Origin of the sequence: Stenotrophomonas maltophilia (assembly GCF_047782825.1) — a bacterium.
In the GTDB taxonomy this organism is placed as follows: Bacteria; Pseudomonadota; Gammaproteobacteria; order Xanthomonadales; family Xanthomonadaceae; genus Stenotrophomonas.
In genome coordinates this window covers 978,716-1,005,456 of the sequence record NZ_CP180589.1, presented here as the reverse complement: position 1 = coordinate 1,005,456, position 26,741 = coordinate 978,716, and the positions used below count along the sequence as shown (strand labels likewise).

20 protein-coding genes are annotated in these 26,741 nt (G+C 68.1%); all 20 read right to left on the bottom strand.

What is annotated here, in order from left to right; genetic code table 11:
• Positions 1-33: 33 nt before the first annotated feature.
• Positions 34-1,872 carry a chemotaxis protein CheA gene (locus tag ACM2ZB_RS04640; RefSeq protein WP_416057633.1) on the bottom strand — a complete coding sequence of 613 codons (1,839 nt, stop codon included), beginning with the start codon at positions 1,870-1,872 and terminating at the stop codon, positions 34-36.
• Positions 1,873-1,874: 2 nt separating this feature from the next.
• Complete coding sequence (locus ACM2ZB_RS04635) at positions 1,875-2,480, bottom strand: protein phosphatase CheZ (protein ID WP_416057632.1); 606 nt, start codon at positions 2,478-2,480, stop codon at positions 1,875-1,877.
• A complete protein-coding gene (gene cheY, locus ACM2ZB_RS04630) occupies positions 2,480-2,872 on the bottom strand; it encodes a chemotaxis response regulator CheY (protein WP_005413247.1) in 393 nt (130 codons plus the stop codon). The genes ACM2ZB_RS04635 and cheY overlap by 1 nt, the downstream gene beginning before the upstream one ends.
• Before the next feature lie 57 nt (positions 2,873-2,929).
• On the bottom strand, positions 2,930-3,673 hold the full coding sequence (locus ACM2ZB_RS04625; protein ID WP_416057631.1) for an RNA polymerase sigma factor FliA: 744 nt from the start codon (positions 3,671-3,673) through the stop codon (positions 2,930-2,932).
• The gene (locus ACM2ZB_RS04620; RefSeq protein WP_313440298.1) at positions 3,670-4,557 is read right to left on the bottom strand and encodes a MinD/ParA family protein; all 888 of its coding nucleotides are present in this window, start codon (positions 4,555-4,557) and stop codon (positions 3,670-3,672) included. Before ACM2ZB_RS04620 ends, ACM2ZB_RS04625 begins: the two co-directional genes overlap by 4 nt.
• Complete coding sequence (gene flhF, locus ACM2ZB_RS04615; RefSeq protein WP_416057630.1) at positions 4,544-6,223, bottom strand: flagellar biosynthesis protein FlhF; 1,680 nt, start codon at positions 6,221-6,223, stop codon at positions 4,544-4,546. Before flhF ends, ACM2ZB_RS04620 begins: the two co-directional genes overlap by 14 nt.
• 145 nt (positions 6,224-6,368) lie before the next feature.
• Positions 6,369-8,426, bottom strand: a complete 2,058-nt coding sequence (gene flhA / locus ACM2ZB_RS04610) for a flagellar biosynthesis protein FlhA (protein ID WP_313440488.1) — start codon at positions 8,424-8,426, stop codon at positions 6,369-6,371.
• 41 nt (positions 8,427-8,467) lie between these two features.
• Complete coding sequence (gene flhB / locus ACM2ZB_RS04605) at positions 8,468-9,598, bottom strand: flagellar biosynthesis protein FlhB (RefSeq protein WP_416057629.1); 1,131 nt, start codon at positions 9,596-9,598, stop codon at positions 8,468-8,470.
• A 149-nt stretch (positions 9,599-9,747) separates the two neighbouring features.
• Positions 9,748-11,097 carry a hypothetical protein gene (locus ACM2ZB_RS04600; RefSeq protein ID WP_416057628.1) on the bottom strand — a complete coding sequence of 450 codons (1,350 nt, stop codon included), beginning with the start codon at positions 11,095-11,097 and terminating at the stop codon, positions 9,748-9,750.
• Positions 11,094-17,417, bottom strand: a complete 6,324-nt coding sequence (locus ACM2ZB_RS04595; protein ID WP_416057627.1) for an AAA domain-containing protein — start codon at positions 17,415-17,417, stop codon at positions 11,094-11,096. The genes ACM2ZB_RS04600 and ACM2ZB_RS04595 overlap by 4 nt, the downstream gene beginning before the upstream one ends.
• Positions 17,418-17,421: 4 nt before the next feature.
• On the bottom strand, positions 17,422-18,075 hold the full coding sequence (locus ACM2ZB_RS04590; RefSeq protein ID WP_416057626.1) for a 4Fe-4S cluster-binding domain-containing protein: 654 nt from the start codon (positions 18,073-18,075) through the stop codon (positions 17,422-17,424).
• Between the two features lie 2 nt (positions 18,076-18,077).
• A complete protein-coding gene (locus tag ACM2ZB_RS04585; RefSeq protein WP_416057625.1) occupies positions 18,078-19,910 on the bottom strand; it encodes an AAA family ATPase in 1,833 nt (610 codons plus the stop codon).
• 268 nt (positions 19,911-20,178) lie between these two features.
• On the bottom strand, positions 20,179-22,296 hold the full coding sequence (locus ACM2ZB_RS04580) for a putative bifunctional diguanylate cyclase/phosphodiesterase (protein ID WP_416057624.1): 2,118 nt from the start codon (positions 22,294-22,296) through the stop codon (positions 20,179-20,181).
• Between the two features lie 167 nt (positions 22,297-22,463).
• Entirely contained in the window at positions 22,464-23,255 is a 792-nt protein-coding gene (fliR, locus tag ACM2ZB_RS04575) for a flagellar biosynthetic protein FliR (protein ID WP_416057623.1), read from the bottom strand.
• A 14-nt stretch (positions 23,256-23,269) separates the two neighbouring features.
• Positions 23,270-23,539: a flagellar biosynthetic protein FliQ gene (locus ACM2ZB_RS04570; protein WP_005413254.1), complete on the bottom strand. Its 270-nt coding sequence runs from the start codon at positions 23,537-23,539 to the stop codon at positions 23,270-23,272.
• Positions 23,540-23,621: 82 nt separating this feature from the next.
• Positions 23,622-24,398 carry a flagellar type III secretion system pore protein FliP gene (fliP, locus tag ACM2ZB_RS04565; protein ID WP_416057622.1) on the bottom strand — a complete coding sequence of 259 codons (777 nt, stop codon included), beginning with the start codon at positions 24,396-24,398 and terminating at the stop codon, positions 23,622-23,624.
• Position 24,399: 1 nt separating this feature from the next.
• A complete protein-coding gene (gene fliO, locus ACM2ZB_RS04560; protein WP_416057621.1) occupies positions 24,400-24,807 on the bottom strand; it encodes a flagellar biosynthetic protein FliO in 408 nt (135 codons plus the stop codon).
• Positions 24,804-25,139, bottom strand: a complete 336-nt coding sequence (fliN, locus tag ACM2ZB_RS04555) for a flagellar motor switch protein FliN (protein ID WP_416057620.1) — start codon at positions 25,137-25,139, stop codon at positions 24,804-24,806. The genes fliO and fliN overlap by 4 nt, the downstream gene beginning before the upstream one ends.
• Complete coding sequence (gene fliM / locus ACM2ZB_RS04550; protein WP_313440317.1) at positions 25,136-26,140, bottom strand: flagellar motor switch protein FliM; 1,005 nt, start codon at positions 26,138-26,140, stop codon at positions 25,136-25,138. The genes fliN and fliM overlap by 4 nt, the downstream gene beginning before the upstream one ends.
• 12 nt (positions 26,141-26,152) lie before the next feature.
• Positions 26,153-26,668, bottom strand: a complete 516-nt coding sequence (gene fliL / locus ACM2ZB_RS04545; RefSeq protein ID WP_313440319.1) for a flagellar basal body-associated protein FliL — start codon at positions 26,666-26,668, stop codon at positions 26,153-26,155.
• Positions 26,669-26,741 lie beyond the last annotated feature (73 nt).

The following is a 26,741-nucleotide window of genomic DNA, read 5'->3' as shown; positions in this document are numbered from 1 at the left end:
ATCCGGTAGCGCCGGGCCATGCCCGGCGGGGTTTCAGCGCAGGCCGTCCACGTCCAGGATCAGGGCCATGCGGCCATCGCCGATGAGCGTTGCCCCGGCATAGCCACGCAGGCCGCGCAGGGCCTTGGGCAGCGGCTTGATCACCACTTCCTCGCGGCCGCGCACCTGGTCCACGACCAGGCCGAAGCGGGCTTCACCGGCCTGCAGCACCACGATGGTCAGCAGGGGGGACGCGGCCGGCGTCACATCCAGCCACTGGCGCAGATCGATCAGGGGCAGGGTGTGCGAACGGCGGTCCAGCACGGCGCGGCCATCGAACCAGCCCAGCGAGGTGCGCGGGGCGTGCAGGACCTCCATCACGCGGGCCAGCGGCAGGGCGTAGACATCCTCGCCGGCCTGCACCAGCAGGGTTGGCAGGATGGCCAGGGTGAGCGGCACGCGGATCAGGAAACGGCTGCCGCGGCCCAGTTCCGATTGGATCTGGATCTGGCCGCTCAGTTCGCGGATGCGTGACTGCACCACGTCCATGCCCACGCCGCGGCCGGAAATATCGGTGACCTGCTGCTTGGTGGAGAAGCCAGGCAGGAACACCAGGTGCAGGCATTCCTCGCTGCTCAGGCGGGCGGCGGCTTCCGGATCGATCAGGCCCTTCTCGCGCGCCTTGGCGCGCAGCTTTTCCGGATCGATGCCGGCACCATCGTCCTGCACTTCAATGCTGACGTAGTCGCCTTCCTGCTGTGCGGACAGGCGCACATGGCCCATCCGCGGCTTGCCCTGGGCTTCACGCAGGTCGGGCATTTCCACGCCGTGGTCGATGGCGTTGCGGACCAGGTGGACCAGCGGGTCGGCCAGCGCTTCGACCAGGTTGCGGTCCAGCTCGGTCTCGGCGCCGATCAGCTCCAGGTCCACTTCTTTCTTCAGCGAACGGGCAACGTCGCGGGCCACCTTGGGGAAGCGCGAGAACACCTTGCCCACCGGCTGCATGCGGGTGCGCATCACCGCCGATTGCAGGCGCGCGGTGGCGATGTCCAGGGTGGAGACGGCGCGGTCCAGTTCCTCGTCGCGCAGGCGGGTGCGCAGGGTCTTCAGGCGATTGCGTGACAGCACCAGTTCGCCGATCAGGTTGACGATGGCGTCCAGGCGCTTGGTGTCCACGCGCACGGTGTGTTCGGCTTCGGCCATGGGCTTGCCGGCGGCCGGCTTGGCGGCTGGCGGCGGCGCAGGGCGCGGGGCCGGGACCGATGCAGCCACCACCGGCGCGGCAGCAGCAGGCTTGGCGCCGGGAACGCCGCCCCCATGCAGCTGGTCCAGCAGGGCTTCGAATTCGTCTTCGCTGATCAGGCCGTCGTCGGCCTTCTTCGCCGGTGCCACCGCAGTGGGGGCACCGCCGCCGTGCAGCTGGTCGAGCAGTGCCTCGAACTCGTCATCGGTGATCAGGTCACCCCCGGCCGCTGGCGTGGCGGCTGCGGCAGCCGCCGCGGCGGGGGCGTTGCCGCCATGCACGTCGAACTGGGCGATCAGGTCCGGCGGCGCGTAGCCCGGCTCGGTGCCCGAGGACACCGCGTCGAGCATCGACTGCAGGTAGTCCAGCGACTGCTGGGCCGCATCGAAGTGGTGCGCCTGCAGCACGGCCTGGCCGGCACGGGCGGCGCCCAGCGCCTCTTCGGCGGCATGGCAGAGCTCGACCATGGCGGTGATGCCGAGGAAGCCGGCGCCGCCCTTCAGCGTGTGGTAGCCGCGGAATACCGCGTTGAGCTGTTCGTTGTCCTGCGGTGCCTGTTCCAGCGACACCAGCTGTTCGCCCAGGCGATCCAGGATCTCCTGCGCCTCGATGATGAAATCGGCGGTGATGTCGTCGGATACAGCGCTCATGCTTACAGCCCCAGGTCCGACAACAGGTCGTCGGCGTCGTTCTGCGAAACCGCGTGGCGGTCCAGTCCCTTCAGTGCCGGCCCGGCCAGTTCCGGGTCGGTGCGATGCTGTTCCGGCGGCAGGCCGAGTGCGCCGAAGCCTTCGTGCACGCGGCGGACGATGCCAACCACGCGACGGATGATCTGGCCGGTCAGGTCCTGGTAGCTCTGGGTCAGGGCGATCTCGGTCAGGTTGTGGCGGATGCGCTCCAGCTGCGCGTCCTGGCCCGGCTGCAGGCCGTCGGCGCGCAGCTGTTCGGTCAGGGCGCGGCATTCCTCGGCCAGGTCCAGGGTGCGGTGGGTGGCCTGTTCGGTCATCGCCACCACGTGGTCCAGGCGCGCGCAGGCGTCGTCCAGCTCGCCGGCTTCATCGGGCACGGTCGGCAGTTCGCCCAGCGCCTGGCCCAGTTCGCGGGCCAGCCGCGAAAGGCCGCTCATCATCGGCTGCGTGCGCGCGGCCACCAGGCCGTCGATGCGCTGGCGCCAGGCGGTTTCATCGCCCGATTCCAGTGCATCCAGGGCTTCCTGCAGGCGCAGGGCCAGGGCGTTCCTGTCGACCGTGGTATCCATCAGGCGCTGGCCGCCAGGCGTTCGAAGATCTTGCCCAGCTTTTCTTCCAGGGTCTGTGCGGTGAACGGCTTGATGATGTAGCCGTTGACGCCGTTCTGGGCCGCCTCGATGATCTGCTCGCGCTTGGCTTCGGCGGTCACCATCAGCACCGGCAGGGTCTTCAGCTTGGCATCGGCACGGATGGCCTTGAGCAGTTCGATGCCGGTCATGACCGGCATGTTCCAGTCGGTGACCACGAAATCGAACGGCTGGCTCTGCAGCAGCGACAGCGCGGCATGCCCGTCCTCGGCTTCGGCGGTATTGGTGAAGCCCAGATCGCCCAGCAGGTTCTTGACGATACGACGCATGGTCGAGAAGTCGTCGACGATCAGGATGCGCATGTTCTTGTTCAAAGCAGAGTTCCTTTGTTGTTCATTCCGAGAGGCCGGGGGCAGCCGCCTCGGGCATGTTCATTCTTCCAGGCCCGCGTCGGCGGCCTCGAAGATTTTCAATCGGCCACGCAGGCGCAGGACCGCCTGGCCGTGGATCTGGCAGACCCGCGATTCGCTCACGCCGAGCACTGCGCCGATCTCCTTCAGGTTCAGCTCCTGCTCGTAGTAGAGCGAAAGCACCAGCTGTTCGCGCTCGGGCAGGTGGCCGATGGCCTTGCCCAGTTCGCGACCGAATTCACCGCGCTCCAGCACCTGCTGCGGGGTCGGGCCGCCCTGGGCGACGGTATCCAGCTCGCCCTGGTCCTCGATGCGCGATTCCAGGCTCAACACCTGGCCGCGCGCGGCGTCTTCCATCAGCCGCAGGTATTCGGGCAGGGGCATTTCCATCGCGGCAGCCACTTCTGTGGCGCTGGCGGCGCGGCCGCTGCTCTGTTCCAGGCGGCGGATGGTGGCGGCGGCGTCGCGGGCACGGCGGTGCACTGAACGCGGCACCCAGTCACCCCGGCGGATCTCGTCGATCATCGAACCGCGGATGCGGATCGAGGCGTAGGTTTCGAACGAGGCGCCCTGGTCGGCGTCATAACTGCGCGAGGCTTCGATCAGGCCCATCATGCCGGCCTGGATCAGGTCGTCCACTTCCACGCTGGCCGGCAGGCGAGCGGCCAGATGGTGGGCGATGCGGCGTACCAGGTCCGAGTGCTGGGCGATGACATCGTTCGCCGACGAGCGCTGGACTTCCCTGTACTGGGCTGCGCCTTTCATGCGGTCACCCCGCGCTGCTTGAGGATGCGTTCCAGGAAGAATTCGACGCCACCACGCGGTTCGGTCGGCGCCTGCCAGCGGGCGGTGCGGCGGGCGATCTCGGTGATCGCCAGCGCGGCCGGGCTGGACGGGTAGGCCTTCACCACCGGCTGCTGGCGCTGCACCGACAGGCGCAGCCAGTCATCCTGCGGCACGCAGCCCAGGTAGTTCAGCGACACATCGGCGAGGAACTTCTCGCAGACGCGGGTCAGCTTTTCGTACAGCACGCGGCCTTCGTTGGGGTCGCGCACCATGTTGGCCACCACCTGGATGCGGTCCACGCCACGTTCGCGCGACAGCACCTTGATCAGTGCGTAGGCGTCGGTGATCGAGGCCGGCTCGTCGCAGACCACCACCACGGTGTCCTGTGCGGCCTGGCAGAAGGTCAGCACGCCATCGTTGATGCCGGCGGCGGTGTCCACCACCATGATGTCCAGCTCGCGCTCGAGCTCGGAGAACACGTTGACCAGGCCCACGTGCTCGGCCGGCGCCAGTTCGGCCATGTGCCGGCGGCCCGACGCGGCCGGGACCACCAGCACGCCGTTGGGGCCTTCGATGATCACATCGTCCAGCGAGCAGCGCCCGGCGACCAGGTCGGCCAGGGTGAAGGTGGGGTTCAGGCCCAGGATCACGTCGATGTTGGCCAGGCCCAGGTCGGCGTCCAGCAACAGCGTGCGCTTGCCCATGCCCGCCAGCGCCACGGCCAGGTTGGCGGACACATTCGTCTTGCCCACGCCGCCCTTGCCGCCGGTCACCGCAATGGTGCGCACAGGGCCGAGCGGCTCGCTGCGGGTGGCCGACAGCGGGAAGGTATTGGTCAGCTTGGCGTACTCACGCGACGGCATGGTTCAACTCCGGGTTGCAGGGCATATCGGCCGCTCGGCGCAAATCTTCAAGGCGAAGTACAAGATTGGCTGCACTGGCCCGGTGCAGGTCCTCCGGGACGTCCTGGCCATCGGTCACCCAGGTGATCGGCAGGCTGTGGTCCACCGCCACCGACAGGGCGTTGCCGAAGCGGCCGGTTTCGTCCAGCTTGCTCAGCACCAGGCCCTGCAGGTTGGCCGCGCCGAAGCGGCGGACGACCTCGTCCATGTCGCCGAAGCTGGTGTTGGCCGGCAGCACCAGCAGGGTGCGCACCTGGCGGGCGGCGCGCAGCCACTGCAGCTGGGCGGCCAGGGCGCGGTCGCGCGGGCCCAGGCCGGCGGTGTCGATCAGCACCAGCTTGTAGTCCTTCAGGCGCTCCAGCAGCTGGTCCAGGTCGGTGCCGCTGTTGGCTTCGTGCACCGCGATGCCCAGCTGGCGGCCGTAGCCGTACAGCTGCTCGCGGGCGCCGATGCGCATGGTATCGGTGGTCACCAGGGCGACGTCGCGCGGGGCGTGCTTTTCAGCGAAGCGCGAGGCCAGCTTGGCGATGGTGGTGGTCTTGCCGGCACCGGTGGGGCCGACCAGGGCGATCACGCCGCCTTCTTCCAGCGGATCGACCGGGGCGATCGGCAGCTTGCGCGAGATCAGACCCAGCATCAGGCCGCGGCCGCGGTGGGCCTCGGTTTCCAGCGGGATCTGCATCGCCACGTCACGGGCCAGGCCGGCGTCGAAGCCATACTCGTCCATCAGGTCCAGCGCGGTGGCGCGCACCTGGCAGCCACGCAGGCGCTCGTCGGTGAAGCGGTTCATCTCGCGCTCGATCACCTGGCGCATGCCGGCCACTTCCTGGCGCAGCTGGCGGATCTCGGCATCATCCTGGGCGACCACGGTCAGCGCCGGTGCCGGCGCCAGTTGCGGTGCCGGGGCCGGCAGGGCCTCGTGGGCCGGGCCTGCGTCCTGGGCAACCGCGGTAGCCGCGACCGGCGCCGGGGCGGCGACAACCCCCTCCGCCGGTGCGCTGACGGTCTCGGCGGCCACGGCGTCGGCGGGGACCGGCAGCGGCGGCGGCAGTGGCGCGTTGGCCTCTTCTTCCAGCGGCGGGTCGATCTGGAAGCGTGCGCGGTTGACCAGGGCGGCAGTGGCGGTGGCGACCGGCGCGCTGGCCGGGGCGGCCACGATCGCCTCGGCGAACGGGGCGAAGATCTGGTCCGGCAGTGCCGATTCGTTGACGCCGGCGCGGGCCAGGGTCGCGGCGAAACCGGTGCTGCCGCGGGTCGGTACGATCTCGTCGGCGCTGTCCAGGGTACGGCCGGTGGCGCCGACGGCGGCGCGGGCCAGGGCGGCCACGGCCGAGGTGGTGGCGGCGACCGGCTCGGCAACCGGGGCGGCGCTGCGGCGGCGGGTCACCGCGGCGATGACTGCATCGGCGGCGGTGCGCGGCTTCGGCGGCGGCGGCGGAGCGACGTCGCGGCGCGATGCTTCAAGCGCACGCTGCACGGCGCTCTCGTCGTAGTTGGCGGCGGCGACGATCTCGATGCCTTCCTCGATCCGGCGGTTGGACAGGATCACGGCATCAGGACCATGTTCCTTGCGCACCAGGTTCATGGCCGAGCGCATGTCGGCGGCGACGAATCGTTTGATTTTCATGCTGTGGTCACGGGACGAAGTCGGCGGAGTGGCGGTCGGAGAACGCGGGTGGTCGGTGGTCTGCACGGTTCGGGTTCCCCTTGGAATCTGTCGTGTATTGCGGTTTGAAAGTGGTGTCTGTTTTCTGGCGCTTGGCGGGGCGGCGTCAGCTGATCGTTCCGACCAGCTTCAGGCGCTTGTCCTCCGGCACCTCGCTGTAGGCCAGGACCGACAGCGACGGAACGCTGTGGCGGACCAGGCGCGCCAGCGCGGCGCGCACCGGGCCTGGTACCAGCACTACCGCCGGCTCGTTTCGCGCTTCCTGCTTGCTGACACATTCGGCCAGGCTCTGGTGCAGTCGCTCTGCGAGTCCGGGTTCCAGCGCGGCGCCGTTGCCCTGCGTGGACTCCTGCAAGACACGTTCCAATTGCGGGTTGAGGGTGAACACCGGCAGCTCCGCCGACATTCCGGCGATCTCCTGCACGATGAAGCGGCCCAGCGCGTTGCGCACGGCGGCGGTCAGCGTGGCCGGGTCCTGGCTGCTGGGCGCGTGTTCCACCAGTGCTTCGGCGATCTTGCGCAGCTGGCGGATCGGAATGCGTTCGACCAGCAGGTTCTGCAGCACGCGCACCACCGCCGACAGCGGCAGCGCCTTGGGCGTCAGATCTTCGACGAGCTTGGGCGCGCTCTTGGCCAGGTTGGCCAGCAGGTGCTGCACTTCCTCGTGGCCCAGCAGTTCCGGCGCGTGTTCGCGGATCAGGTGGGACAGATGGGTGGCGACCACCGTGGCCGGGTCGACCACGGTGTAGCCCATGGTTTCGGCCTGGGCGCGCTGGTGCGGCTGGATCCACGTGGCGTCCAGGCCGAAGGCGGGGTCCTTGCCGGCAATGCCTTCCAGCGGGCCCAGTGCGCTGCCCGGGTCCAGCGCCAGTTCGCGGTCCGGATGGATCTCGGCGGTGGCCACCGGCACCCCGTGTACCAGCACCCGGTAGCCGTTGGCCGGCAGTTCCAGGTTGTCGCGGATATGCACGGACGGAATCAGGAAGCCCACGTCCTGGGTCAGCTTGCGGCGCACGCCCTTGATGCGCGCCATCAGCTCGCCGCCCTGGTTGCTGTCCACCAGCGGAATCAGGCGGTAGCCCACTTCCAGGCCCAGCGGATCGACCGGGCGCAGTTCGTCCCAGCTCAGTTCAGCGGTCGGCGCCGGCGCGGCGGGGCGGCCCAGGGCATTGAGCGCGGCGGCATCGCTGCCGGCGGCGGCCTCGGCGGCCGGCGCCTGGGTCTTGCGGTAGACCTTCCAGGCGATGAAGCCGAGGATTGCCGCCAGCGTCAGGAAAGCGACGTTGGGCATGCCCGGCACCAGGCCGACCACGCCGATGATGCCGGCGGTGATCGCCAGTGCACGGTACTGGCCGAACACCTGGCCGGTCATGGCCTGGGCCATGTCCTGCGAGCGCGAGGCGCGGGTGACCAGCATCGCCACTGCGCTGGACACCAGCAGGGCCGGCAGCTGCGCCACCAGGCCGTCACCGATGGACAGCAGGGTGTAGGTGGCCGCGGCTTCGCCGAACGGCATGCCATGCTGCAGCACGCCCACGGCCAGGCCGCCCAGCATGTTGATGAACAGGATCAGGATGCCGGCGATGGCGTCGCCGCGGATGAACTTGCTGGCACCGTCCATCGCACCGTAGAAGTCGGCTTCCTCGCGGACTTCCTCGCGGCGCAGCTTGGCTTCTTCACGCGTCAGCAAACCGGCGTTCAGATCGGCATCGATGGCCATCTGCTTGCCGGGCATGGCATCCAGGATGAAGCGCGCGGTCACTTCCGAAACGCGGCCGGCACCCTTGGTGATGACCACGAAGTTGATGATGGTCAGGATGGCGAAGACCACGATGCCGACCGCGTAGTTGCCGCCGATCACGAATTCGCCGAAGGCGGCGATGACCTTGCCGGCCGCCTCGTGGCCGTTCTGGCCGTTCAGCAGGATGACGCGGGTGGAGGCCACGTTCAGCGCCAGCCGCAGCATGGTGGTGATCAGCAGCACGATCGGGAAGATGGTGAAATCCAGCGGGCGCTTCACGTAGACCACCGCCAGCAGCACCATCAGCGAGATGGCGATGTTGAAGGTGAACAGTGCATCGAGCACCGGCGCGGCCAGTGGCACCACCACCATGGCCAGCAGGGCCAGCACGATCAGCGGTGCGCCAAGGCCCTGGCGGATCATTTCCAGGGCGCGGCGGGTGTTGAACCCGGATGCCTGTGCGTTCACGGACGACCCCCGTTGGTGAATTCATCAACCTGGATCTGCGGTGCGGACGGCATCGGGCCGGTCCGCCAGCTGCGCAGCTGGTAGACGTAGGAGAGGACCTGGGCGACGGCTGAATACAGTCTCACGGGGATTTCCTTGCCGAGTTGGCCTTCCCGATACAAGGCGCGTGCCAAAGGCGGGGCAGAGACGATGGCGACCTTGTTGCCGTCGGCCACTTCACGGATGCGCAGGGCGGTTTCGTCCACGCCCAGGGCGACCACGGTGGGGGCGTTCATGCTGCCGCCCTCGTACTTCAGGGCCACCGCGTAGTGGGTGGGGTTGACCACCACCACGTCGGCGGTGGGCACCGCTTCCATCATCCGGCGGTTGGCCAGCTGCTGCTGCATCTGCCGGATGCGGCCCTTCACTTCCGGGCTGCCTTCGCTTTCCTTCATTTCCCGGCGAAGCTCCTCGCGGGTCATCTTCAGCTTGCGCATCCAGTTCCAGCGCTGGTACGGGGCGTCGATGGCGGCCAGCACCAGCATGGCCCCGGCGGTGGCCAGCAGCAGTTTCAGCGTGAAGCCGAAGCCGCGGCTGATGGCGGTTTCCAGCGGCTGGTGGATCAGCCCGCGCAGGCTGTCGAAGCTGCTGGTGAACACCAGCGCCGCCGCACCGCCGACGAAGCCTACCCGCAGCAGGGATTTGATGAACTCGGCACCGGCTTCCGGCCCCCACATGCGCTTGAGCCCGGCCATGGGGCTGAGACGCTTGGGGTCGGGCATCAGCGACTTGTTCGACCAGCGCAGCCCGCCCATCGCCAGCGGCGCCAGGAAGCTGGCCAGCACGCAGACCAGCAGCAGCGGCCAGCAGGCCAGCATCAGGCGCAGGAACAGCATGCCGAAGTGGCCGAACAGCGCCTGGGGGTGCTGCCACAGGGCCGGTTCGGGGCTGAGCGCGGCGCGCATCCAGGCCTGGCCGTTGGCCGCCAGGGTGGCGCTGCCGGCCATGATGGCGATCACGCCGGCGCCGAACACCGCCACGGTGGCCAGTTCACGCGAGCGCGGGATGTTGCCCTGTTCACGGGCATCGCGCAGGCGTTTTTCTGTTGGTTGTTCGGTTTTTTCGCCTGCGTCTTCGTTCTCGGACATCGCGGTGCACTACGGCGGGGAGTGCCGGGGTGCGTGCAAGAACTGTTCCGTGACGGTAGAGCGGTGCCAACCAAGGTTGGCACCCACCAGGTTGGGGGCGGTTGGCACCCACGGGAGGAGGGCGGTAGCGCCGGGCCATGCCCGGCGGATCAGGCCTGGCGGGGGCGGCTTGCGGAATCGGACAGCACGCGGGCGGGCTCGGGGCTGGCCTCCACTTCCTTCAGCGGTACCTCGCCCACGCCCAGCGCGCGCTCGATCTGCAGGTCGCTGCCCTGCGCATGCAGCTGTGCCTTGAGGCGCGAGAAATCGCCGCACCAGATGGCTTCCACGTCGCGGTCGCGGCTTCGGTCGCGCTCGGTGTGCATCGCCACGGCGCGGATCTGCAGCCGACCGCTGCCGGCATTGCCGCCCAGTTCCACTCCGTAGCCGGGGCTGGCCGGTCGACGCAGCACCACACGCCCCTGGTCGGACCAGGCCGTTGCCATGCCTTCGCGGACCTCGTAGCCCAGTTCGGCCAGGCCGGCCAGCAGGACGGCACGACGCGACGCAGCGGCCCGCACCTGGTGGTAGTGATCGATGGCGTGCTGGCATGACGCGGCCAAGGCCTGCAGGTGGGCAGCCGGCACGCTGGCATCGGCGCCTGCAATCTGGCGCAGCAGTTCGCGGTGGTTGTCCCCGTCCAGCGTATCCAGCAGGTGCGCCAGGTCGTGCAGATGGGTGAGGTGGCTGCGCTGCTGGCGGCAGGTCGCAGCGGCGTTGGCCAGATCCAGCACCAGACTGTCCAGCAGCAGATTGCGCCGCTGCGTGTTGGGCTCGGCCTCCGCCGCACGCAGGGCGTCCTCGAATGAAGCGGCCGGTGCCGCTCCCTGCAGCAGCTGCAGCTCGGCAATGTGCCGGTCAATGCGCTGCAGTCGTGGGTCACGCTCGGCGGCCGGCGCCTGCCAGGTCGCGTTGCGTTCCTGGCCCTCCTCACGCAGCGCCTGGGCAAGGTTGCGCTGTGATGGGCTGAGTGCCTCGCCCGGTACGTCTGCGGCAAGCGCCAGCGTGGCGCGGGCCAACAGGCCTTCTGCATCGGATTCGGTGCCGCCTTCCGCCAACCGGGTCAGGGCCTGCAACAGCGCTGCATCCACTGCCAGACCGCCGCTGCGCAGTGCGTTGAGCACCGTCGCCGCATTCTCCTGCTGGCGTCGGCTGCGTTGGCGCTGGGCGATGCGCTGTTCGATCGCATGCGCCTCGCGCTCGTCCAGGTCGGCACGCAGCCAGGCTCGCTCGGCCTCCACCTGGCGGGCATAGCCTGCGTTGTCACTGATGGTCAGTGCCACACGCAGGCGCTCACGGCGCGCCAACACGGCGGTGCGCTGCGTCTGTTGCAGGGGCTGCAGCGTGTGGGCGCGTTCCAGCCAGCGCTCCACGTCGCGTTCAAGCAGGCGCAGCATGTCCTCGCGCAGGGCGCGCAGCTCGGCTTCGGACTGGATGCGGACCACCTTCGGACCACTCATGCCGACGCCTCCTGGGTGGACGCATGCAGGGGTTTGCTGGAGGGGTCGGCATGCCCCATGGCCTGTTCCACTGCCTGGCGCAAGCGTGCACGCTCGCCATCACCGTCGTGGTACCAGCCCTGCGATGACACACGGTGCAGCCTGGGAATGGCGCGCCCCAGTACTGCCGGGCGCCAGATTTCCCGGGCGCGGGCGCGCTGCAGCAGGGCGTGACTGGGTGCATCGCATTCGATGCCGATGGCGTACAGGCCGGTACTCGGGTCTTCAATGGCGAAATCCAGACCGAACGCATCGCCCTCGTTGGCTGGATTGGCCGCCCAGCCCAGCGATCGCAGATAGTCGCCCACGATGGCGACGAACCCGTCCTGCGCGCCGCGCGCGGCGGTGGGAACATGGCTGCGGTCGGTCTGCAGGCGGCCGAGCAGGCGCGTGCCTGCCTCGAATTCCCCTGCACACAGGGCGCGGGCATAGGCCAGGTAGCCCTGCAGGTAGTCGCGCGGGCTGGCGGGGGCGCGCTGGGTCGCGAACAGGTCCGACACATCGTTGATCGGCATCGAGGTGATCATCACCACCTTCTGCCGGGCACGGGTGACGGCTACGTTCAGCCGCCGCTCGCCGCCGGTCTGGCCGAGCACGCCGAAGTTGCGCCGGAACGTACCCTGGCCATTGCGGCCGAAAGTGGTGGAAAACACGATCACGTCGCGCTCGTCACCCTGCACGTTCTCCACGTTCTTGATGAACACCGACATGTCCTCGCCTTGCACGATGCGCTCGCGCTCCTGCTGCAGGGCCAGGCGGAAGGGCTCGTCCTCGCTGGCCCGCTGTTCCATCTGGTCCTCGATCAGCTCGGCCTGCTTGCGGTTGAAGGTCACCACGCCCACCGAAGGACGCTGTGCGGGGGGCGCCTGCCACAGGTCCTGCAGGTAGGCCACCACGCGTTCGGCTTCCAGTGCATTGGTCTGGTTCTGGTACAGACCATCGACCTGGATCAGCTGCAACGGCTTGATCTGCTGGATGCGCGCCAGCGGGTGGCGTACCGGCACGTTGAGGCGGTTGCCGTAGAAGGACGCGTTGGAGAAGCTGATCAGCTCGCGATACGCCGAGCGGTAGTGGATCTGCAGGGTCGTGCTTGGCAGGACGGTACGCGCCAACTGCAGCAGGTCCGGGCAGTCCTTGATCTCGCGGCGGTTCCAATCGTCCTCGAAGGCCTCGCGTTGGGCGTCGTCGGCCTCGGCGTCCGGTTCATCTCCATCGAACATCTCGGCCTCATCGCTTTCCACGCGGCTGGAGAAGAAGGCCGTGGGCGGCATCTGTTTTTCGTCACCGCTGACAATGGTGACCTTGCCCCGGAACAAGGTGGGAAGCGCGTACTCGACCGGCATCTGAGAGGCTTCGTCGTAGATCACGGTATCGAACAGGCCGGCCTGCAGCGGCAGCACACGACTGGCCACATCCGGATTCATCAGCCAGACCGGGCGCAGGTGCATCAGGCCCAGCGCGCTGCCCAGTTCGATGAACTCGCGCAGGCGCCGCGACCGGCGGCCGGTCAGCCGGGTAACGTCTTCCCACTGCTTGCGGGTGCCCAGCGCGGCCGTGTCCAAGTGGCTGCCCAGCAGTTCCCTGTTCAGGCGGCGCATCTGCCGGTCGGCCTCGGCCAGGGCCGTGATCTTCGCGCGGGCTTCGTCCTGGCTGAACTGCAGTTCGGGCAGGGCATGCTCGATACGATGCTTCCAACCCAGCCGGGCTTCGCGGTTCAGCAGCCGGCGCACGGCGCCTTCCAGCTGGTCGATGGGCAAGGCATCCAACTGCGCCTCACGCTGGCGCAGCAGCGACAGCAACTGGCAGGCCGCTTCATCAAGCAGGCCGGCGCGGCCGCGGAACTGCTGATAGGCCGCCAGGCTGGGCAGCGCGCCGTGCAGACGGTCCAGCGCGAGCTGGTTGTCCAGGTTGCGCAGGACGTTGTGCCGCAACTGTTGGGCCAGCCGCTCGTCGAGCCAGTCGTCGAGTACCGCCAGGGGGCGCAGGCTGGCCTGGCGTGCGGCGTGCCTGAGCAGGGAGGCGTCCAGATCATCCAGCAGCACCTGCAACTGGGCTTTGTCGGCGGTCAGCATGGCGGTGTCGGTCTGCTGGGCGCGGGGCGACTGTGCCACGGCGCGGGCCAGTGTCTGCACCTCCAGCAGCCCGGTGATGTCCTGCTGCAGGTGTGGCAGCAGGTCGGCATCGCCATCGTCGCCCATCGCCGGCAGTCCCAGCGCCAGACGGGCGCTGTTGTACTGGTGGCGCAACGGGTTCATGTGCAGCGCCAGGCGCACGGCGCCCAGCAGGGCCGGCAGGCCCACGCCAGACGTGGCGCTGCCATGGTCGCGCAGCAGGCGGTTGAGGCGGCCGCGCTGCACGATGTGGCGTGGATTCAACCGGGCCCACCAGCGGCTACGGCCCATCACCTCGGTAATGTCCTGTTCGTGCTGGCGCAGGGCGGCTTCATCCCGTCTGGCCAGCGCGGGCGACAGGCCGGGCAGGGCACTGCCGTGGGGCGCGCCGCGGAGATGTTGCTCGACCCGCCGCAACTGAACGATAAGTTGGTCGCCCGCCACCGGCTCGCCCGCGGTGGCGCTGCGGAACAGCGGCAGCCAACGCGCCAGACGCTGGCGTTGTTCGTCGCGCAGGGCCAACAACGTGGTCACATGCGCATCGATCCAGGTCCGGTACGGCGCCGCGTCCTCGATCTCGAAACTGGCAGGGTGTTCAGCCAATGTCTGCTGGCGTTGTTGTTCGGCCTGCATGAACGACTGCAGGCTTTCGGCGAATGCGTCCAGCGTGGCGGTGTCGGCGGCAAACGGGCGAAGGTCCGCCAGCGGACTGTCTTCGTAGCGCGCTGGAAGCCACCAGCGCACCAGCGGGGCGCACTGCTCTTCCAGCGCGGTGAGCTGGGCCATGTCCAGTGCGCCCAGTCGTTGTCGCAGCGCGGGGAATTCCAGGGGCGGCGTGCCGCTTTCCAGTTCGATCAGTTCGCCCAGCAGTTGGCGATAACTGAGGTGGCTGAGCGGATCGATGCGGTGCAGGCTGTGCTGGAAGCGATCCAGGTCGCCCTCAAGCGCCTCGATACGGGCGGCGGTGCGCTCGCGCGCTGCGCGCCCGTCCGGGTCACCACTGCCCTCGGCGAACAAGCGCTCCAACTGCTCACGGATGGAACGGATCACCGGTTCGCGGTCGCGGTTCACGTCGTTGAGCATCACCACGCGCTGGTCCAGGCCTTCGGCAACCAGGCGCTTGTGCACGACTTCCAGGGCGGCGTGTTTCTGGCAGACGATCAACAGGCTGCGTCCACGACCAATGGCATCGGCCACCATGTTGACGATCGTCTGGCTCTTGCCGGTGCCCGGTGGCCCTTCGATCAACAGGCCTGGACCTTGCCGGGCCTGCAGGACCGCCGCTTCCTGGGATGGGTCGCTGGCCACGGTGAAGAAGCGTTGCAGCTCGGCCGGAGCGGTGGCCGCTGCCGCATCGCCAGCAGGCGGCGCCAGGCGCAGGGCCGTTTCCAGGCCCGTGCCGTTGGGTGGCAGCACCTTCAACTGGCGAAGGTCCTCGCCAATGGCCTGGCCCATGAAGGTGACATGGAACAGGACGGCGGCACATTCCAGCTCATCGCCCACCGGATCGACCACCACGTCGGGGCCCGGCAGTGCCGTCAGGCTGCGTGAGCGGACACGAGCCAGCATGCCGAAGGCATCCATCACGTCAGAAGCACGCAGCGACGAGCGGCCCAGCAGCTCATCGGCCGATGTCTGCCATCGGCGGAACGCGTCCGGACCCACGATGCTTTCCAGCGCTGGATTGATCCGCACTTCCTCGCGCTCGCCGTCGAAGGCGAGGTTGGCCAACCCGTGCTGGGCCAGTTCCATTTCCAGTCGCACCGGCCACAGCAGCAGGGGAATGATGCGTGCGCGTGCAGTGCTGCGTGGATCGCGGCTGAGCAGGAAGGGGAAGCCCAGGTACAGGCCGTCGATGCCGGTATCGCGCTTGTACAGGGTGCTCTGCCGCAACAGCGAACGCAGCCGCTGTTCCACCGCTGGGCTGCGCTCGAAGGCTTCCGGATCGGCTGCTACGGCGCGCGCGTTGCGCTGCATCAGGTGGTCGAGCAGGGCGGCGGCAGGTCGCCGCGTGCTGTCCAGCTCGCGCAGGTCCACCCGCGCAGTGGTCTTGCCGATGCTCATCCGCACCAGCGGTCCGCGCATGACCGCGGTGACCACCTTCTTCTCGAAGAAATCCAGGATCTGGGCAACGTACTGCTGCCGTTGCGGCTGCTGCCAGCGGCTGCCGGGAACGGCCAGCACCACCAGGGCGCGCGCCAGCGGCATGCGTCGTTCCAGACGGAACTGCTCGGCCCAGCTGTCGATGACCGGCATGCCACATCGGGCGAAGCCCAGGATGCGTTCGTCCATGGCCCGGTACAGCTCGCTGCGCGGGTGCTGCAGCCGCAGGGTGGCCGCGGCGGCATCCCATTCGGCAACGCCCGCCTTGGCCGCCAGTGCGGTGGCATCGGCGACGATGGCCTCGACCGAGCGGAACTGCCCGATGCCCGCACTGAGCAGCACGATCAGGTCTTCCTCGGTCACCCGCCGGCGTTCGGCCAGGCTCGCCAGTCCCGGGTGGTCCGTATCCGGCAGCAACCGCTGGCGCTCCTGCCATTGACTGGCAAGGCGTGCCCGCGAGGTGGACAGCAGGTACACACGCAGGACCTCTTCAATGAGGTCGATCTGCTGGTGCAGCGCGCGCTGTCGCACGTTCTGTGCGCGCAGCTTCAGCCGCGACAGCCAGGCATCGGTCTGCAGCTGTTCGAGCAGGTCCGGTACCGAACCGCTGATCAGGCGGTAGCCTTCCAGCGGGTTCTCCAGCAGCCAGCCCGGGGTGACGATGCTGCCACGGTGGATGAGCGGCATTTCCGGATTGAGGATCTTCAGTGCCAGCATCAGCCGGAAATCCTCCTCCACGCCTTCGTGCTGGACCACCTGGCGCAGTGCCGACACCATGGAGGGAGGAAGCCCGGCCTGGTCGGCCCAGGTGACGATGACGCCGCGCAACAGGCTGTCACGTGCCTCGTCCCAGTGCTCGGCCTGTGCGGCCTGCAGGGCGAAGAGCGCAGGCCGCTGGAAGCGTCGTTCGCCCAGGCGCAGGCTGGCGCCGTCCCCCTCGTCACGCTCCAGCGTGGCCGAGGGTGGCGCGGCGACGGCAATGCCGGCCAACCAGTCCGAAACCTCCGGCCACTGCCAGCGCTGGTGGCGGTCACGCACCAGCAGGCCGCGCAGCAGCAGCTGCAGGTCAGGATCGATGTCCGCCGGAATCGGTACACCATTGGCCAGCACGTGGATCAGGTAGGCGTTGGCGTGGGTGCCTTCGAAGCAGCGGCCTTCGGTCAGCTGCTCCAGCAGGATCATGCCCAGGCTCCACCAGTCCGACGCGGCGGCGACGCCCCCGGCGATGGCTTCGGGTGCCATGTAGCGGCTGGTTTCAAGCGGCGAAACGATGTCCAGATCGTATTCGGACAAGCGCGCCGAGCCGAAGCCGCTGATGACCATGTCCAGCGGCGCGCGCGCGCGCACCAGCAGGCTGGCCGGGCGCAGGTCACGGTGGCGCAGGCCTGCCTCGTTGAACGCATGCAGGGCCTGGCCCAGCTCGCGCACCACATGGCGCACGGCATCGCCATCGGCGATGACGCTGCCGAGGTCGGCCAGGCTGCCGCCGGTCAGCATTTCCACCACCTCGTAGGCACGGTCGTCCCAACGACCGGTCGCGATGATGTCCGGCACGTGGTCGCGCGGCAACCGTCGGATGACATCATAGACGGCAGGGTCAGGCTCTGCGCCCGCGCGGTACAGGGTGAGCACCGCCACCTGTCCGCTCTGCGCATGCTCGGCGTGGTAACGCTCGCGGATGCCATCGGTGCTGCTGATCTGGCGCAGCAGCCGCCACTGGTCGATCACCGTTTCGCCGGTGCCTGCATCGGCTTCGCCGCCGCTGGCATCTTCGACCACGGGCGGTGCGCCGCCTGCGTCTGCGGGGGCGGGCTCGGCACCACACTGCAGGCACAGCAGGTCGCCGGGTTCCAGTGCGTGGCCGTTGCTGCAGTGGGCCTCTACCCGCGTGTCGTGCGGCGCTTCGGCGACCTCATCCTGGGTGCGCACGGTGCGCGGGCGCCAACCATCAGCATGGATGGGCTCGCCTGCCAGGTCCCAGCCGCAGGGCTGCGAGCCGATTGCACCGTCGCAGAACAGTTCATGCAGGCCGCGTTCGGTGTGGCAGTTGGGGCAGAATCGGATCATGCGGTTACTCCACGTCTTCGCCGCTTGGGGCGTGCGCGCTGGTCTGCAGGTGATGACCCTGCGCGCGCAGCATTCCGCGCAGGCGCAGCAGGTCGTTGTGTCGGGGGATGCCGGCCATCCACAGGCTGCCGTCCTCGTCGAACATGATGTCCAGCACCTTGTCGGAGGGCAGGATCGGGCGCTCAAGCCCGGACAGCCGATCGCGGCCAAGGTCGGTCAGCAGGCTCAGTCGCTGGTTGTCGCTTCCACGTAACGCGCGGGTCTGCCCGGCGTCCGCCAGATAGGGGTCACTCATCAGGCCGTCGATCAGGCCTGCTGCGCGGCGCAATGGCGCCTGCAACGCTTCCAGCGCATGGCCGCTGTAGACCAGGATGTCGCCCGGGCCGCGCGAGCGCAGGCCGCGCAACAGGGCCAGGAGTGCATCGAACTGGTCGAACGGCTCGCCGCCGGAAATGGTCACCCCGTCGGCCTGCTGCCACCACGGTGCAAGCTGCTCAAGCAGCACGTCCACCTCGATTCGGCGATGCCCCGGCCCCCAGGTATCGGCCGATATGCAGCCGGGGCAGCGGATGCTGCAGCCCTGGAACCAGATGCCCAGCCTGTGGCCCGGCCCCAGTGTGGTGATGGGGAAATGCACGCGCGACAGGCTGACCTGCATGCTCAGGCCCGTTCCACGGCCAGCCCGCCAGGCTGCACGGCGGTGATGACGAAGTGCTCGCCGGGTTGCGCGTCCTGGTCGAACAGGCTGCGTGCCAGCGGGTTCAGCAGGCGCGCCTCCAGTTGGTTGCGGATACCCCGGCCGCCGTTGGACAGGTCCTGCAGGCACTGCGCCTGCAGCGTGGCGCGCGCTTCTGCAGCCAGGGTCACCGTCAACTGCTGGGCATGCAGGTCCTGCAGGGTGGCATCCACCATCTGCTCGAAGATCTGCACGGCGACCTCATCGCGGATGAAATCGAAAACAATGATGTTCTCGCCGATGCGGTTCAGGATCTCCGGCCGGTTCAGCACCAGCTTGAAGTGGCGGTCGATCTCGGCGTGGACCTTTTCCTGCACCTGTTCGAACGCTTCGCCGGGCAGCACATTGGCCACCCGCTCGCCATGTTCGCCCTGGCGATAGATGCCAAGATTGGAGGTGAAGACGATCAGCGCCTCGGAAAAATACACGCGGTCGCCGCGACCGGAGGTGAGCACACCGTCGTCGAGTATCTGCAGGAATTTGTCGAGAATGCGCGGATGGGCCTTTTCGATTTCGTCGAACAGGACCACGCTGAAGGGCTTCTCGCGGATGGCATTGGTCAGCTCGCCGCCAACGTCGTAGCCCACGTAGCCGGGCGGGGCACCGATCAGCCGCTGGTCGGCGTGCTCGGCGCTGAACTCGGACATGTCGAAGCGGATGTACGCGCCCTCGTCGCCAAACAGGAGGCTGGTGACGGTCTTGGCCAGTTCGGTCTTGCCGACACCGGTGGGCCCGGCCAGGAAGGCCACGCCACGTGGCCGGTTGCCTTTGCGGCGCGCGCCGACGCCGGTCATCGCGCGCTTGACGATGTCCAGCATGTGGGTCACGGCGTGGTCCTGGCCCTTTACCCGCTGCTGCACATAGTCCTGCGCTGCACGGATGCGCGGGCGGTCGATGCGAAGCCAAGGGTCTTCGGTGACGCCGATCTTGTAGCGGCGTACCGCGTCACTGATCTGTTCCATGCCCACGTTCTCGACCCGGGCCAGTTGCGTGATGGCGGTAAGGTCCAGCAGCAGCAGGCCCTCGGTTTCGGTGACAAAGGCATCGACCGCTTTTGCCATGGCATCGGGCGTGGCCGTAGCCGCACCGGCCAAACCCTTCAGCAGGGCGGGCGCCAGTGCGCGGCGCACCTGCTGGTCGGGCTTTGCGACCGAAATTGCGCGAATGCGGGGGTTGGCCACCACCAGCCAATCGGGCAGATCGCCTTCCTTCTCCACGATCCACAGAATGCTGTTGAAGAACGGTCTGCGCGCCGCTGTGGCCGGACGGCTGCGGGCCTGGTGGGCCAGCACCAGGGCCTGGGTGAACAACTGGTGTTCGGCGGCGCTGAGATTGTCGCTGCGTACGGTCAAGCGCGAGGCAAAATCGACAATCAGCGCAATGGGATCGCCGCTTCGGCTGACCAAGCGTGGCAGGGTGGCGGAAAGCAGGTCGATGCCGGCCGGCGCGGCGCCGTTGGCTGGGGTCAGCCCCAGCTCGCGCAGCACGGCGTCTCCGTCGGTGGGCTCTGCGCCTGCGCGGCTCAGAACGCGGAAGCCGGCCAGCGGGTCCCAGCCGAGCACGTGGCTGAAGCCTTCGTCGAGCAGGGTGGTGCACAGGTGATGGTTGAAGCCCTGCGCGGTGACCAGGCCGGGCTGCAGTTCGCCGGCCTGCAGATCACGCACATTGCCCGACAGCACGAACTGGCTCTTCAGCGGCAGGAAGCGAAGCAGGTCACGGTGCCAGCGCGGACTTTCGAATGAACTCTTCCCTGACATACGCATACTCCCTTCACCGATGTTCCGGGAAAGCGTATTGCGCATGCCGGGCAATTGCCAGCTGCGCTGGCCGCGGCTGGCATCCCAGCGAGGGAAGGGCGCGACTGTGCCAACCAAGGTTGGCACCCACCAGAGCGGGGCGGTTGGCACCTACCAGAGCGGGACGGTAGCGCCGGGCCATGCCCGGCGGAGGTGAGAAGTGCCAACCAAGGTTGGCACCTACCAGAGCGGGGCGGTAGCGCCGGGCCATGCCCGGCGGGCGCACGCCTCAGCGCGGCGGTGGGTTGGCCAGTTCCACCCGCGGCCGCGGCAGGTCGTGCAGCTGCATGAAACGGGCCGGGTCCACCGGCCGGCCCAGCAGGTAGCCCTGCAGGTAGTCACAGCCCAGTCGTTCCAGGTAGGCGCGCTGGGCGGCGGTTTCCACGCCTTCGGCCACGATATCCATGTCCAGGGCGTGGCCCAGGGCCACGATGGCCGACACGATCACCACATCTTCGGCGCTGTGTTCCAGATCGCGCACGAAGGCGTGGTCGATCTTGATCTCGGTGGCCGGCAGCCGCTTCAGGTACAGCAGGCTGGAATAGCCGGTGCCGAAGTCGTCGATGGAAATGCCCACGCCCAGGGCCGACAGCGCCTGCAGCAGGCGCAGGCTGGTATCGGTATCGCGCATCACCGTGCTTTCGGTGATTTCCAGCACCAGCTGGCGCGCGGCGATGCCATGGCGTTCGATCACCTGGGTGACATCCTGCAGCAGGTGGGGCGAGCTGAACTGCACCGGTGACAGGTTCACCGACATCGACCAGCCTTCATGCCCGGCGTCGTGCCAGCGCCGCAGCTGTGCGCAGGCCTGGTCCAGGGCCCAGCGGCCGATATCGTTGATGGTGCCGCTGCGCTCGGCCAGGCGGATGAAGCGGTCCGGCGGGACCAGGCCGTGTTCGGGGTGGCGCCAACGAATCAACGCTTCGGCGCCGGCCACCTTCTGCGTGGCCACGCGGATCTTCGGCTGGTAGTGCAGGAACAGCTGCTCGCTGCCGATGGCACGGCGCAGGTCGGCCAGCAGCCGGAACTGTTGCTCGGCGCTGTCGTTCATCCAGTCGGCGAACATCACGAAGGCGTTGCGACCGGATTCCTTGGCCTGGTACATGGCCGCATCGGCGAAGGCCATCAGCTGCCGCTCGCTGGCGGCGTGGTCGGGGCAGATGGCCACGCCGATGCTGGCGGTCACCTGCAGTTCGTTGTCCGGCAGCAGGGGGCCGCTGCCCACCGCCTGCAGGATGCGGCGGGCGAGGGTGGGCAGGTCCTCGTCGTGCTCGATGCGTACCACCAGCACGAATTCATCGCCCCCCAGCCGGGCCAGCAGATCGTGTGGCCGCAGCAGCTGGCGGGTGCGCTCGGCCACCGCCACCAGCAATGCATCGCCGGCCTGGTGGCCGTAGGCATCGTTGACCTGCTTGAAGCCATCCAGGTCCATGAACATCACCGCGAAGCGGCTGCCGCCCTGTTCGGCCTCGGCCAGGGCCTGCACGATGCCCCGCTGCAGCAGCAGCCGGTTCGGCAGGCGGGTGAGCGGATCGTGCAGCGCGGCCTGGGTCAGTTCCTGCTGGGCATCGGTAAGCGAGGTACTCAACATTGAATTACGCAACCGCAGCAGCTGCGCTTCCACACGCTGGTCCAGCCAGGACACCACCAGCACCACCGCCAGGATGGCCACGGTCAGCACCACCACCAGCATGGCCAGCCAGGTGCTCTGCAGGCCATCACCCACCGCGGCGCCGCAGACGCTGCCTTCGGGGAAGCGGGCGGCGGCCATGCCGGTGTAGTGCATGCCGACAATGGCCAGGCCCAGCAGACCGGCTGCGGCCAAGCGGTCGACGCTGCGGGTGTGCTGGGCGCGCAGGCGGAAGGCCACGTACAACGCCACCCAGGACGCTGCCACCGCCACCAGCAGCGACAGCACCAGCCACACCGGATCGTAGTCGATGCCCGGCGCCATGCGCATGGCGGCCATGCCCACGTAGTGCATGCCGGCAATGCCGATGCCCATCAGCACGGCGCCGCCGGCCAGGCGCGGGTGCGGCAGGGTGCGCAGCGAGACCAGCCACAGGGCGAACACCGATGAGGCGATGGCCAGGGCCAGCGACAGCAAGGTGATGGGCAGGTCGTAGCCCAGCGGAATGGGCAGGTCGAAGGCGAGCATGCCGATGAAGTGCATGGACCAGATGCCCAGGCCCATGGCGAAACCGCCCCCGGATCGCCACCACCACGCCGCGCCCCTGCCGGGTGCGGTAACGGTGCGTCCGGCCATCGCCAGCGCGGTATAGGAAGCCATGACTGCGACCAGCAGCGAGATGGCCACCAGCCACGGGTTGTACGTGCCTACCAGCATTCGTCAGTCTCCCGGACTTGCCTGTCAACGGAAAAACTACGGCGGGGCATGCATACGGCAGGCGGCCCGCACAGCGGCCGCCAAGTGCGGCGTCCCCCTGGTCGCCGCCCATTCACTCTAACGCGGGCCCCCGGGGGGACGGCAAGCGGCAAAGCGTGATGATGGCGTTACTGGGTGACGGCGCCGGCGGCTTCGAAGGCAGCATCGAACAGGCGCTGCACCGGCGGGCCCATCTCGCCTACCAGCAGGGCCAGCAGGAACAGGCCCAGCAGCAGCGAAACCGGCAGGCCCAGCTGGATGGGATTCAGCGCCGGCGCGGCGCGGGCCAGCACGCCGAAGGCCAAGTTCACCGCCAGCATCGCCACCGTCAGCGGGATGGCCAGGGTCAGCGCGCCGCGCAGCACGGTCAGCAGGAAGGTCGGGGCGATGCTGAAGAAGGCATGCGGGTCGGGCAGGGGCGCACCGATCGGCAGAGCCCGGTAGCTGTCCACCACCAGCGAGATCAGGGCCAGATGGCCGTTGGCGGTGAAGAACAGCAGGCCGAACAGCAGGTAGAACCACTGGCCGATGACGCCCGAGGTGCCGCCACGCAGCGGGTCGCTCATCTGCGCGAAGGCCAGGCCGGTGCCCTGGGCGATCAGTTCGCCGGCCAGCGCGCCGGCTTCGAACACCATCCGCAGCAGGAACCCGATGGACACGCCGATGGCCAGTTCGCGGGCGATGGTCAGCACGGTGGCCGCATCAAACCCGGTCCACTCCGGTACCGGCGGCAGCAGCGGGGCCAGGGCAATGGCCAGGGTGCCGGCCAGCACCACGCGGATCCTGCCCGGCACCGCACGGGTGCCGACCATGGGCATGGCCATGGCCACCGCGCCGATGCGCAGCATGGTCCACAGCACGGTGCCGATCATGCCGAAGGCCTGCAGGCCGTCGGCGGTCATCTGGGTGGCGGCGTCCATCGAAACGGTGGGCCCTAGCCGATCAGGTGCGGAATGCGCTGGAACAGCAGCGTGGTGAATTCGACCAGGTGGCCGATCAGCAGGCTGCCCAGGGCGAACAGCACCGCAGTCAAGGCCGCCGCCTTGGCAACGAAGGCGATGGTCGGTTCATTCAACTGGGTGGCCGCCTGCACGACGCCCACCACCACGCCCACCACCAGCACGGTGAGCAGCAGCGGGCCAGCCACCCACAACACGGTAATCAGGCCGCCACGCAGTTCGGTCAGGGCAAGTTCGGGAGACATTCGGGTTCCATCTGCCTATGTAGAGTCGAGCCATGCTCGACTGCGCTTCTGTAGAGTCGAGCCACGCTCGACTGCCTTTCAATCACGCCGGATTGAAGCTCGCCGCCAACGTGCCCACGGTCAGCACCCAGCCATCGACCAGCACGAACAGCAGAATCTTGAACGGGGCCGACACCAGCATCGGCGACAGCATCATCATGCCCATCGACATCAGCACGCTGGCCACCACCAGATCGATGATCACGAACGGGATGAAGATCAGGAAGCCGATCTCGAAGGCGGTCTTCAGTTCACTGGTGACGAACGAGGCCACCAGCACCGGGAACGGGATCGCGTCGGGGCTGGCGTAGGTGCCGTGCCCGGCGATGCCGGCGAAGGTCATCAGGTCGGTTTCGCGGATCTGCGCCAGCATGAAGGCGCGCAGCGGCTGGGTGGTCAGCGTCCATGCCGTCTGGGAATCGATGTCGCCATTGAGGTAGGGCGCCATGCCGGTGCTCCACGCCTTGTCCCAGGTCGGCAGCATGATCATCGCGGTCAGGAACAGGGCCAGGCCCAGCAGCACCTGGTTGGACGGGGTCTGCCCGGTACCCAGTGCCTGGCGCAGCAGGCCCAGCACGATGATGATGCGGGTGAAGGAGGTCAGCACCAGCAGCATGGACGGGATCAGGGTGATCGCCGTCATCAGCAGCAGGGTCTGCAGCGGCAGGCTGACGGCCTGGCCCCCGATCTTGCCGACGTTCACATCCGGCAGCGAGGCCGGCGCGCCAGGCGCGGCGAAGGCCAGCGCGGGCAGCAGGCACAGGGCGATCAACAGCAGCCACGACAGCACGGTGGCAGGGCGGGTACGGGCGACACGCATGTCAGGGGTCCTTGCGCAGCCGCTGGTGCAGCAGCTGGGCGAAATTCGGCAGGTTCTTCAGGTCCGGCACGCGCACCGGCGCGGGCGGCGGCAGCGGTTCGGAAAGGGTATGCAGGGCGTTGATGCCGCCGGTGGTCACGCCCAGCAGCAGCTGCTGGCCATTGACCTCCACCACCACCACGCGCTCCTTGGCGCCCACGCTCAGGCTGGCCACCAGCTTCATGCCTTCCGGCGGGCGGAAGCCGCTGCCGGGCATGCGCTTGAGCAGCCAGCCCAGGCCGACCACCAGGGCCAGCACTGCCAGCAGTGCCAGCACCGCACCGAACAGGCTCGGTGCGGCGGCGGCGTGCTGGCCGATCTGCGGCGTGGCTTTCGCCGCAGCCTGGGCGGTGGCGAGCAGCAGGCTCAACGCAGTCTCCGGATCCGCTCGCTCGGGCTGACCACGTCGGTCAGGCGCACGCCGAAGCGGTCGTTGATCACCACCACTTCGCCGTGGGCGATCAGGGTGCCGTTGACGAACACATCCAGCGATTCGCCGGCGCCGCGTTCCAGTTCCACCACCGAACCCTGGTTGAGCTGCAGCAGGTTGCGGATCGGCAGGCGGGCGCGGCCGACTTCCAGCGACAGGGTCACCGGCACGTCGAGGATCACGTCCAGGTTCAGGTCCGGACCGTTCGAATCATCGGCCTGCAGGCTGCTGAACTGGGCCGGGGTCGGTTCGAGGGCGTCAATATCGTTCATTGCGGGTCTTCCTGGATGACGGGTACGCGCGGGCGGGTGCCCGGCGGATGGGTAGCGGTGATCTTCACGGCGTTCATGCCGTTGGCGATGCCGAATTCGCCGGTGAACACGGGAATGTTCTCCACGCACAGCGGCACCTGCGGGCTCAGCTCGATCGGCAGGATGTCGCCCACCTTCAGCTGGGTCAGGTCACGCAGGGTCATGCGCTTGCTGGCCAGCACGCTGGACAGGGTGACTTCGGCCACGTTGAGCTGTTCGCGCAGGGTGCGGCCCCAGCTTTCGTCGCGGTCGTTGCGGTCACTCTGGATGCCGGCATCGAGCAGTTCGCGGATCGGCTCGAGCATCGAGTACGGCAGGGTCACGTGGATGTCGCCGCCACCGCCGTCGAGTTCGACGTGCAGGCGGCACACCACCACGTACTCGCGCGGAGTCACGATGTTGGCGAAGTGCGGGTTGATTTCCGAGTTGATGTATTCGAAATCCACTTCCATCACCGGCGCCCACGCTTCGCGCAGGTCGGCGAAGGTCTGCTTCAGCAGCAGGTGGATCACCCGCATTTCGGTGGCGGTGAATTCGCGGCCTTCGATGCGGGTCGGGTAACGACCGTCACCACCGAAGAAGTTGTCGACGATGGCGAACACCAGAGTGGGCTCGAACACGATCAGGCCGGTGCCACGCAGCGGCTTGAAGCGGATCAGGTTCAGGTTGGTCGGCACATACAGCGAGTGCATGTAGTCGTTGAACTTGATCAGCTCGATGCCGCGCACCGACAGTTCCGCCGAACGCCGGATCAGGTTGAACAGGCCGATCCGCCACAGGCGGGCGAAGCGTTCGTGGACCATTTCCAGGGTCGGCATGCGACCGCGGATGATCCGGTCCTGGCTGGCGAAATCGTAGGAACGGGCCTCGCCACTGGGCGCTTCCGGTTCGGTTTCGACCGCGCCACTGTCCACGCCATGGAGCAGGGCATCGATCTCGTCCTGGGACAGCAGGTCATTCATCAGGGTGGGCTCTTACTGGGTCACGAAGCTGGTGAACAGCAGATCGTCGGCGCCGTTGCTGCCGGTCTCGGCCTTGAGCACCTTCTGCACTTCAGCCAGCGAATCGGCCTGCAGCTTCTGCTTGCCGGCGACATCGGCGATCTGGTCGGGGCTGACCTGCGAGAACAGCATCAGCAGGCGCGCACGGATGGCCGGGGCGTGGGTCTTGATCGCTTCCAGCGCGGCCGGGTCGCGGGTCATCAGCTGCACTTCCACCTGCAGGTAGCGCGGGCCGTCCATCGAACCGTTGAGGTTGACCACGAAGGCCGGTTCCAGCGCGAAGTACTGGGCCGGGGCCGGGGTGGCACCCTTCTTCGGCGCTTCGGCGGTCTTTTCTTCGTGCTTGGACTGGGTGAAGAACCAGACGCCGCCACCGGCGGCACCTGCGGCCAGTACGGCCACCAGGGCGGTGATCAACAGCGGACTGCGCGGCTTTGCGGCCTTGTCCTTGTCGGCGGTCTTCTTGGTTTTATCAGCGGCTGCGGCCACGAGGTGAAGCTCCTGAGGGTTGCTTCACCGGGATATGCAAGGGGCGTGCCGTAGTGTGGGGCGTGGGGTGCGA

What these genes read in the sequence shown, in the direction of transcription:
- ACM2ZB_RS04595 (WP_416057627.1), bottom strand. Translation starts at nt 17,417, where the DNA reads ATGATCCGATTCTGCCCCAACTGCCACACCGAACGCGGCCTGCATGAA.
- ACM2ZB_RS04625 (WP_416057631.1), bottom strand. Translation starts at nt 3,673, where the DNA reads ATGAAAGGCGCAGCCCAGTACAGGGAAGTCCAGCGCTCGTCGGCGAAC.
- fliN (WP_416057620.1), bottom strand. Translation starts at nt 25,139, where the DNA reads ATGAACGATATTGACGCCCTCGAACCGACCCCGGCCCAGTTCAGCAGC.
- ACM2ZB_RS04580 (WP_416057624.1), bottom strand. Translation starts at nt 22,296, where the DNA reads ATGCTGGTAGGCACGTACAACCCGTGGCTGGTGGCCATCTCGCTGCTG.
- ACM2ZB_RS04570 (WP_005413254.1), bottom strand. Translation starts at nt 23,539, where the DNA reads ATGTCTCCCGAACTTGCCCTGACCGAACTGCGTGGCGGCCTGATTACC.
- ACM2ZB_RS04590 (WP_416057626.1), bottom strand. Translation starts at nt 18,075, where the DNA reads ATGCAGGTCAGCCTGTCGCGCGTGCATTTCCCCATCACCACACTGGGG.
- ACM2ZB_RS04620 (WP_313440298.1), bottom strand. Translation starts at nt 4,557, where the DNA reads ATGCCGTCGCGTGAGTACGCCAAGCTGACCAATACCTTCCCGCTGTCG.
- flhB (WP_416057629.1), bottom strand. Translation starts at nt 9,598, where the DNA reads ATGTCCGAGAACGAAGACGCAGGCGAAAAAACCGAACAACCAACAGAA.
- ACM2ZB_RS04600 (WP_416057628.1), bottom strand. Translation starts at nt 11,097, where the DNA reads ATGAGTGGTCCGAAGGTGGTCCGCATCCAGTCCGAAGCCGAGCTGCGC.
- flhF (WP_416057630.1), bottom strand. Translation starts at nt 6,223, where the DNA reads ATGAAAATCAAACGATTCGTCGCCGCCGACATGCGCTCGGCCATGAAC.
- ACM2ZB_RS04585 (WP_416057625.1), bottom strand. Translation starts at nt 19,910, where the DNA reads ATGTCAGGGAAGAGTTCATTCGAAAGTCCGCGCTGGCACCGTGACCTG.
- fliM (WP_313440317.1), bottom strand. Translation starts at nt 26,140, where the DNA reads ATGAATGACCTGCTGTCCCAGGACGAGATCGATGCCCTGCTCCATGGC.
- fliP (WP_416057622.1), bottom strand. Translation starts at nt 24,398, where the DNA reads ATGCGTGTCGCCCGTACCCGCCCTGCCACCGTGCTGTCGTGGCTGCTG.
- ACM2ZB_RS04635 (WP_416057632.1), bottom strand. Translation starts at nt 2,480, where the DNA reads ATGGATACCACGGTCGACAGGAACGCCCTGGCCCTGCGCCTGCAGGAA.
- fliR (WP_416057623.1), bottom strand. Translation starts at nt 23,255, where the DNA reads ATGGACGCCGCCACCCAGATGACCGCCGACGGCCTGCAGGCCTTCGGC.
- ACM2ZB_RS04640 (WP_416057633.1), bottom strand. Translation starts at nt 1,872, where the DNA reads ATGAGCGCTGTATCCGACGACATCACCGCCGATTTCATCATCGAGGCG.
- flhA (WP_313440488.1), bottom strand. Translation starts at nt 8,426, where the DNA reads ATGATCCGCCAGGGCCTTGGCGCACCGCTGATCGTGCTGGCCCTGCTG.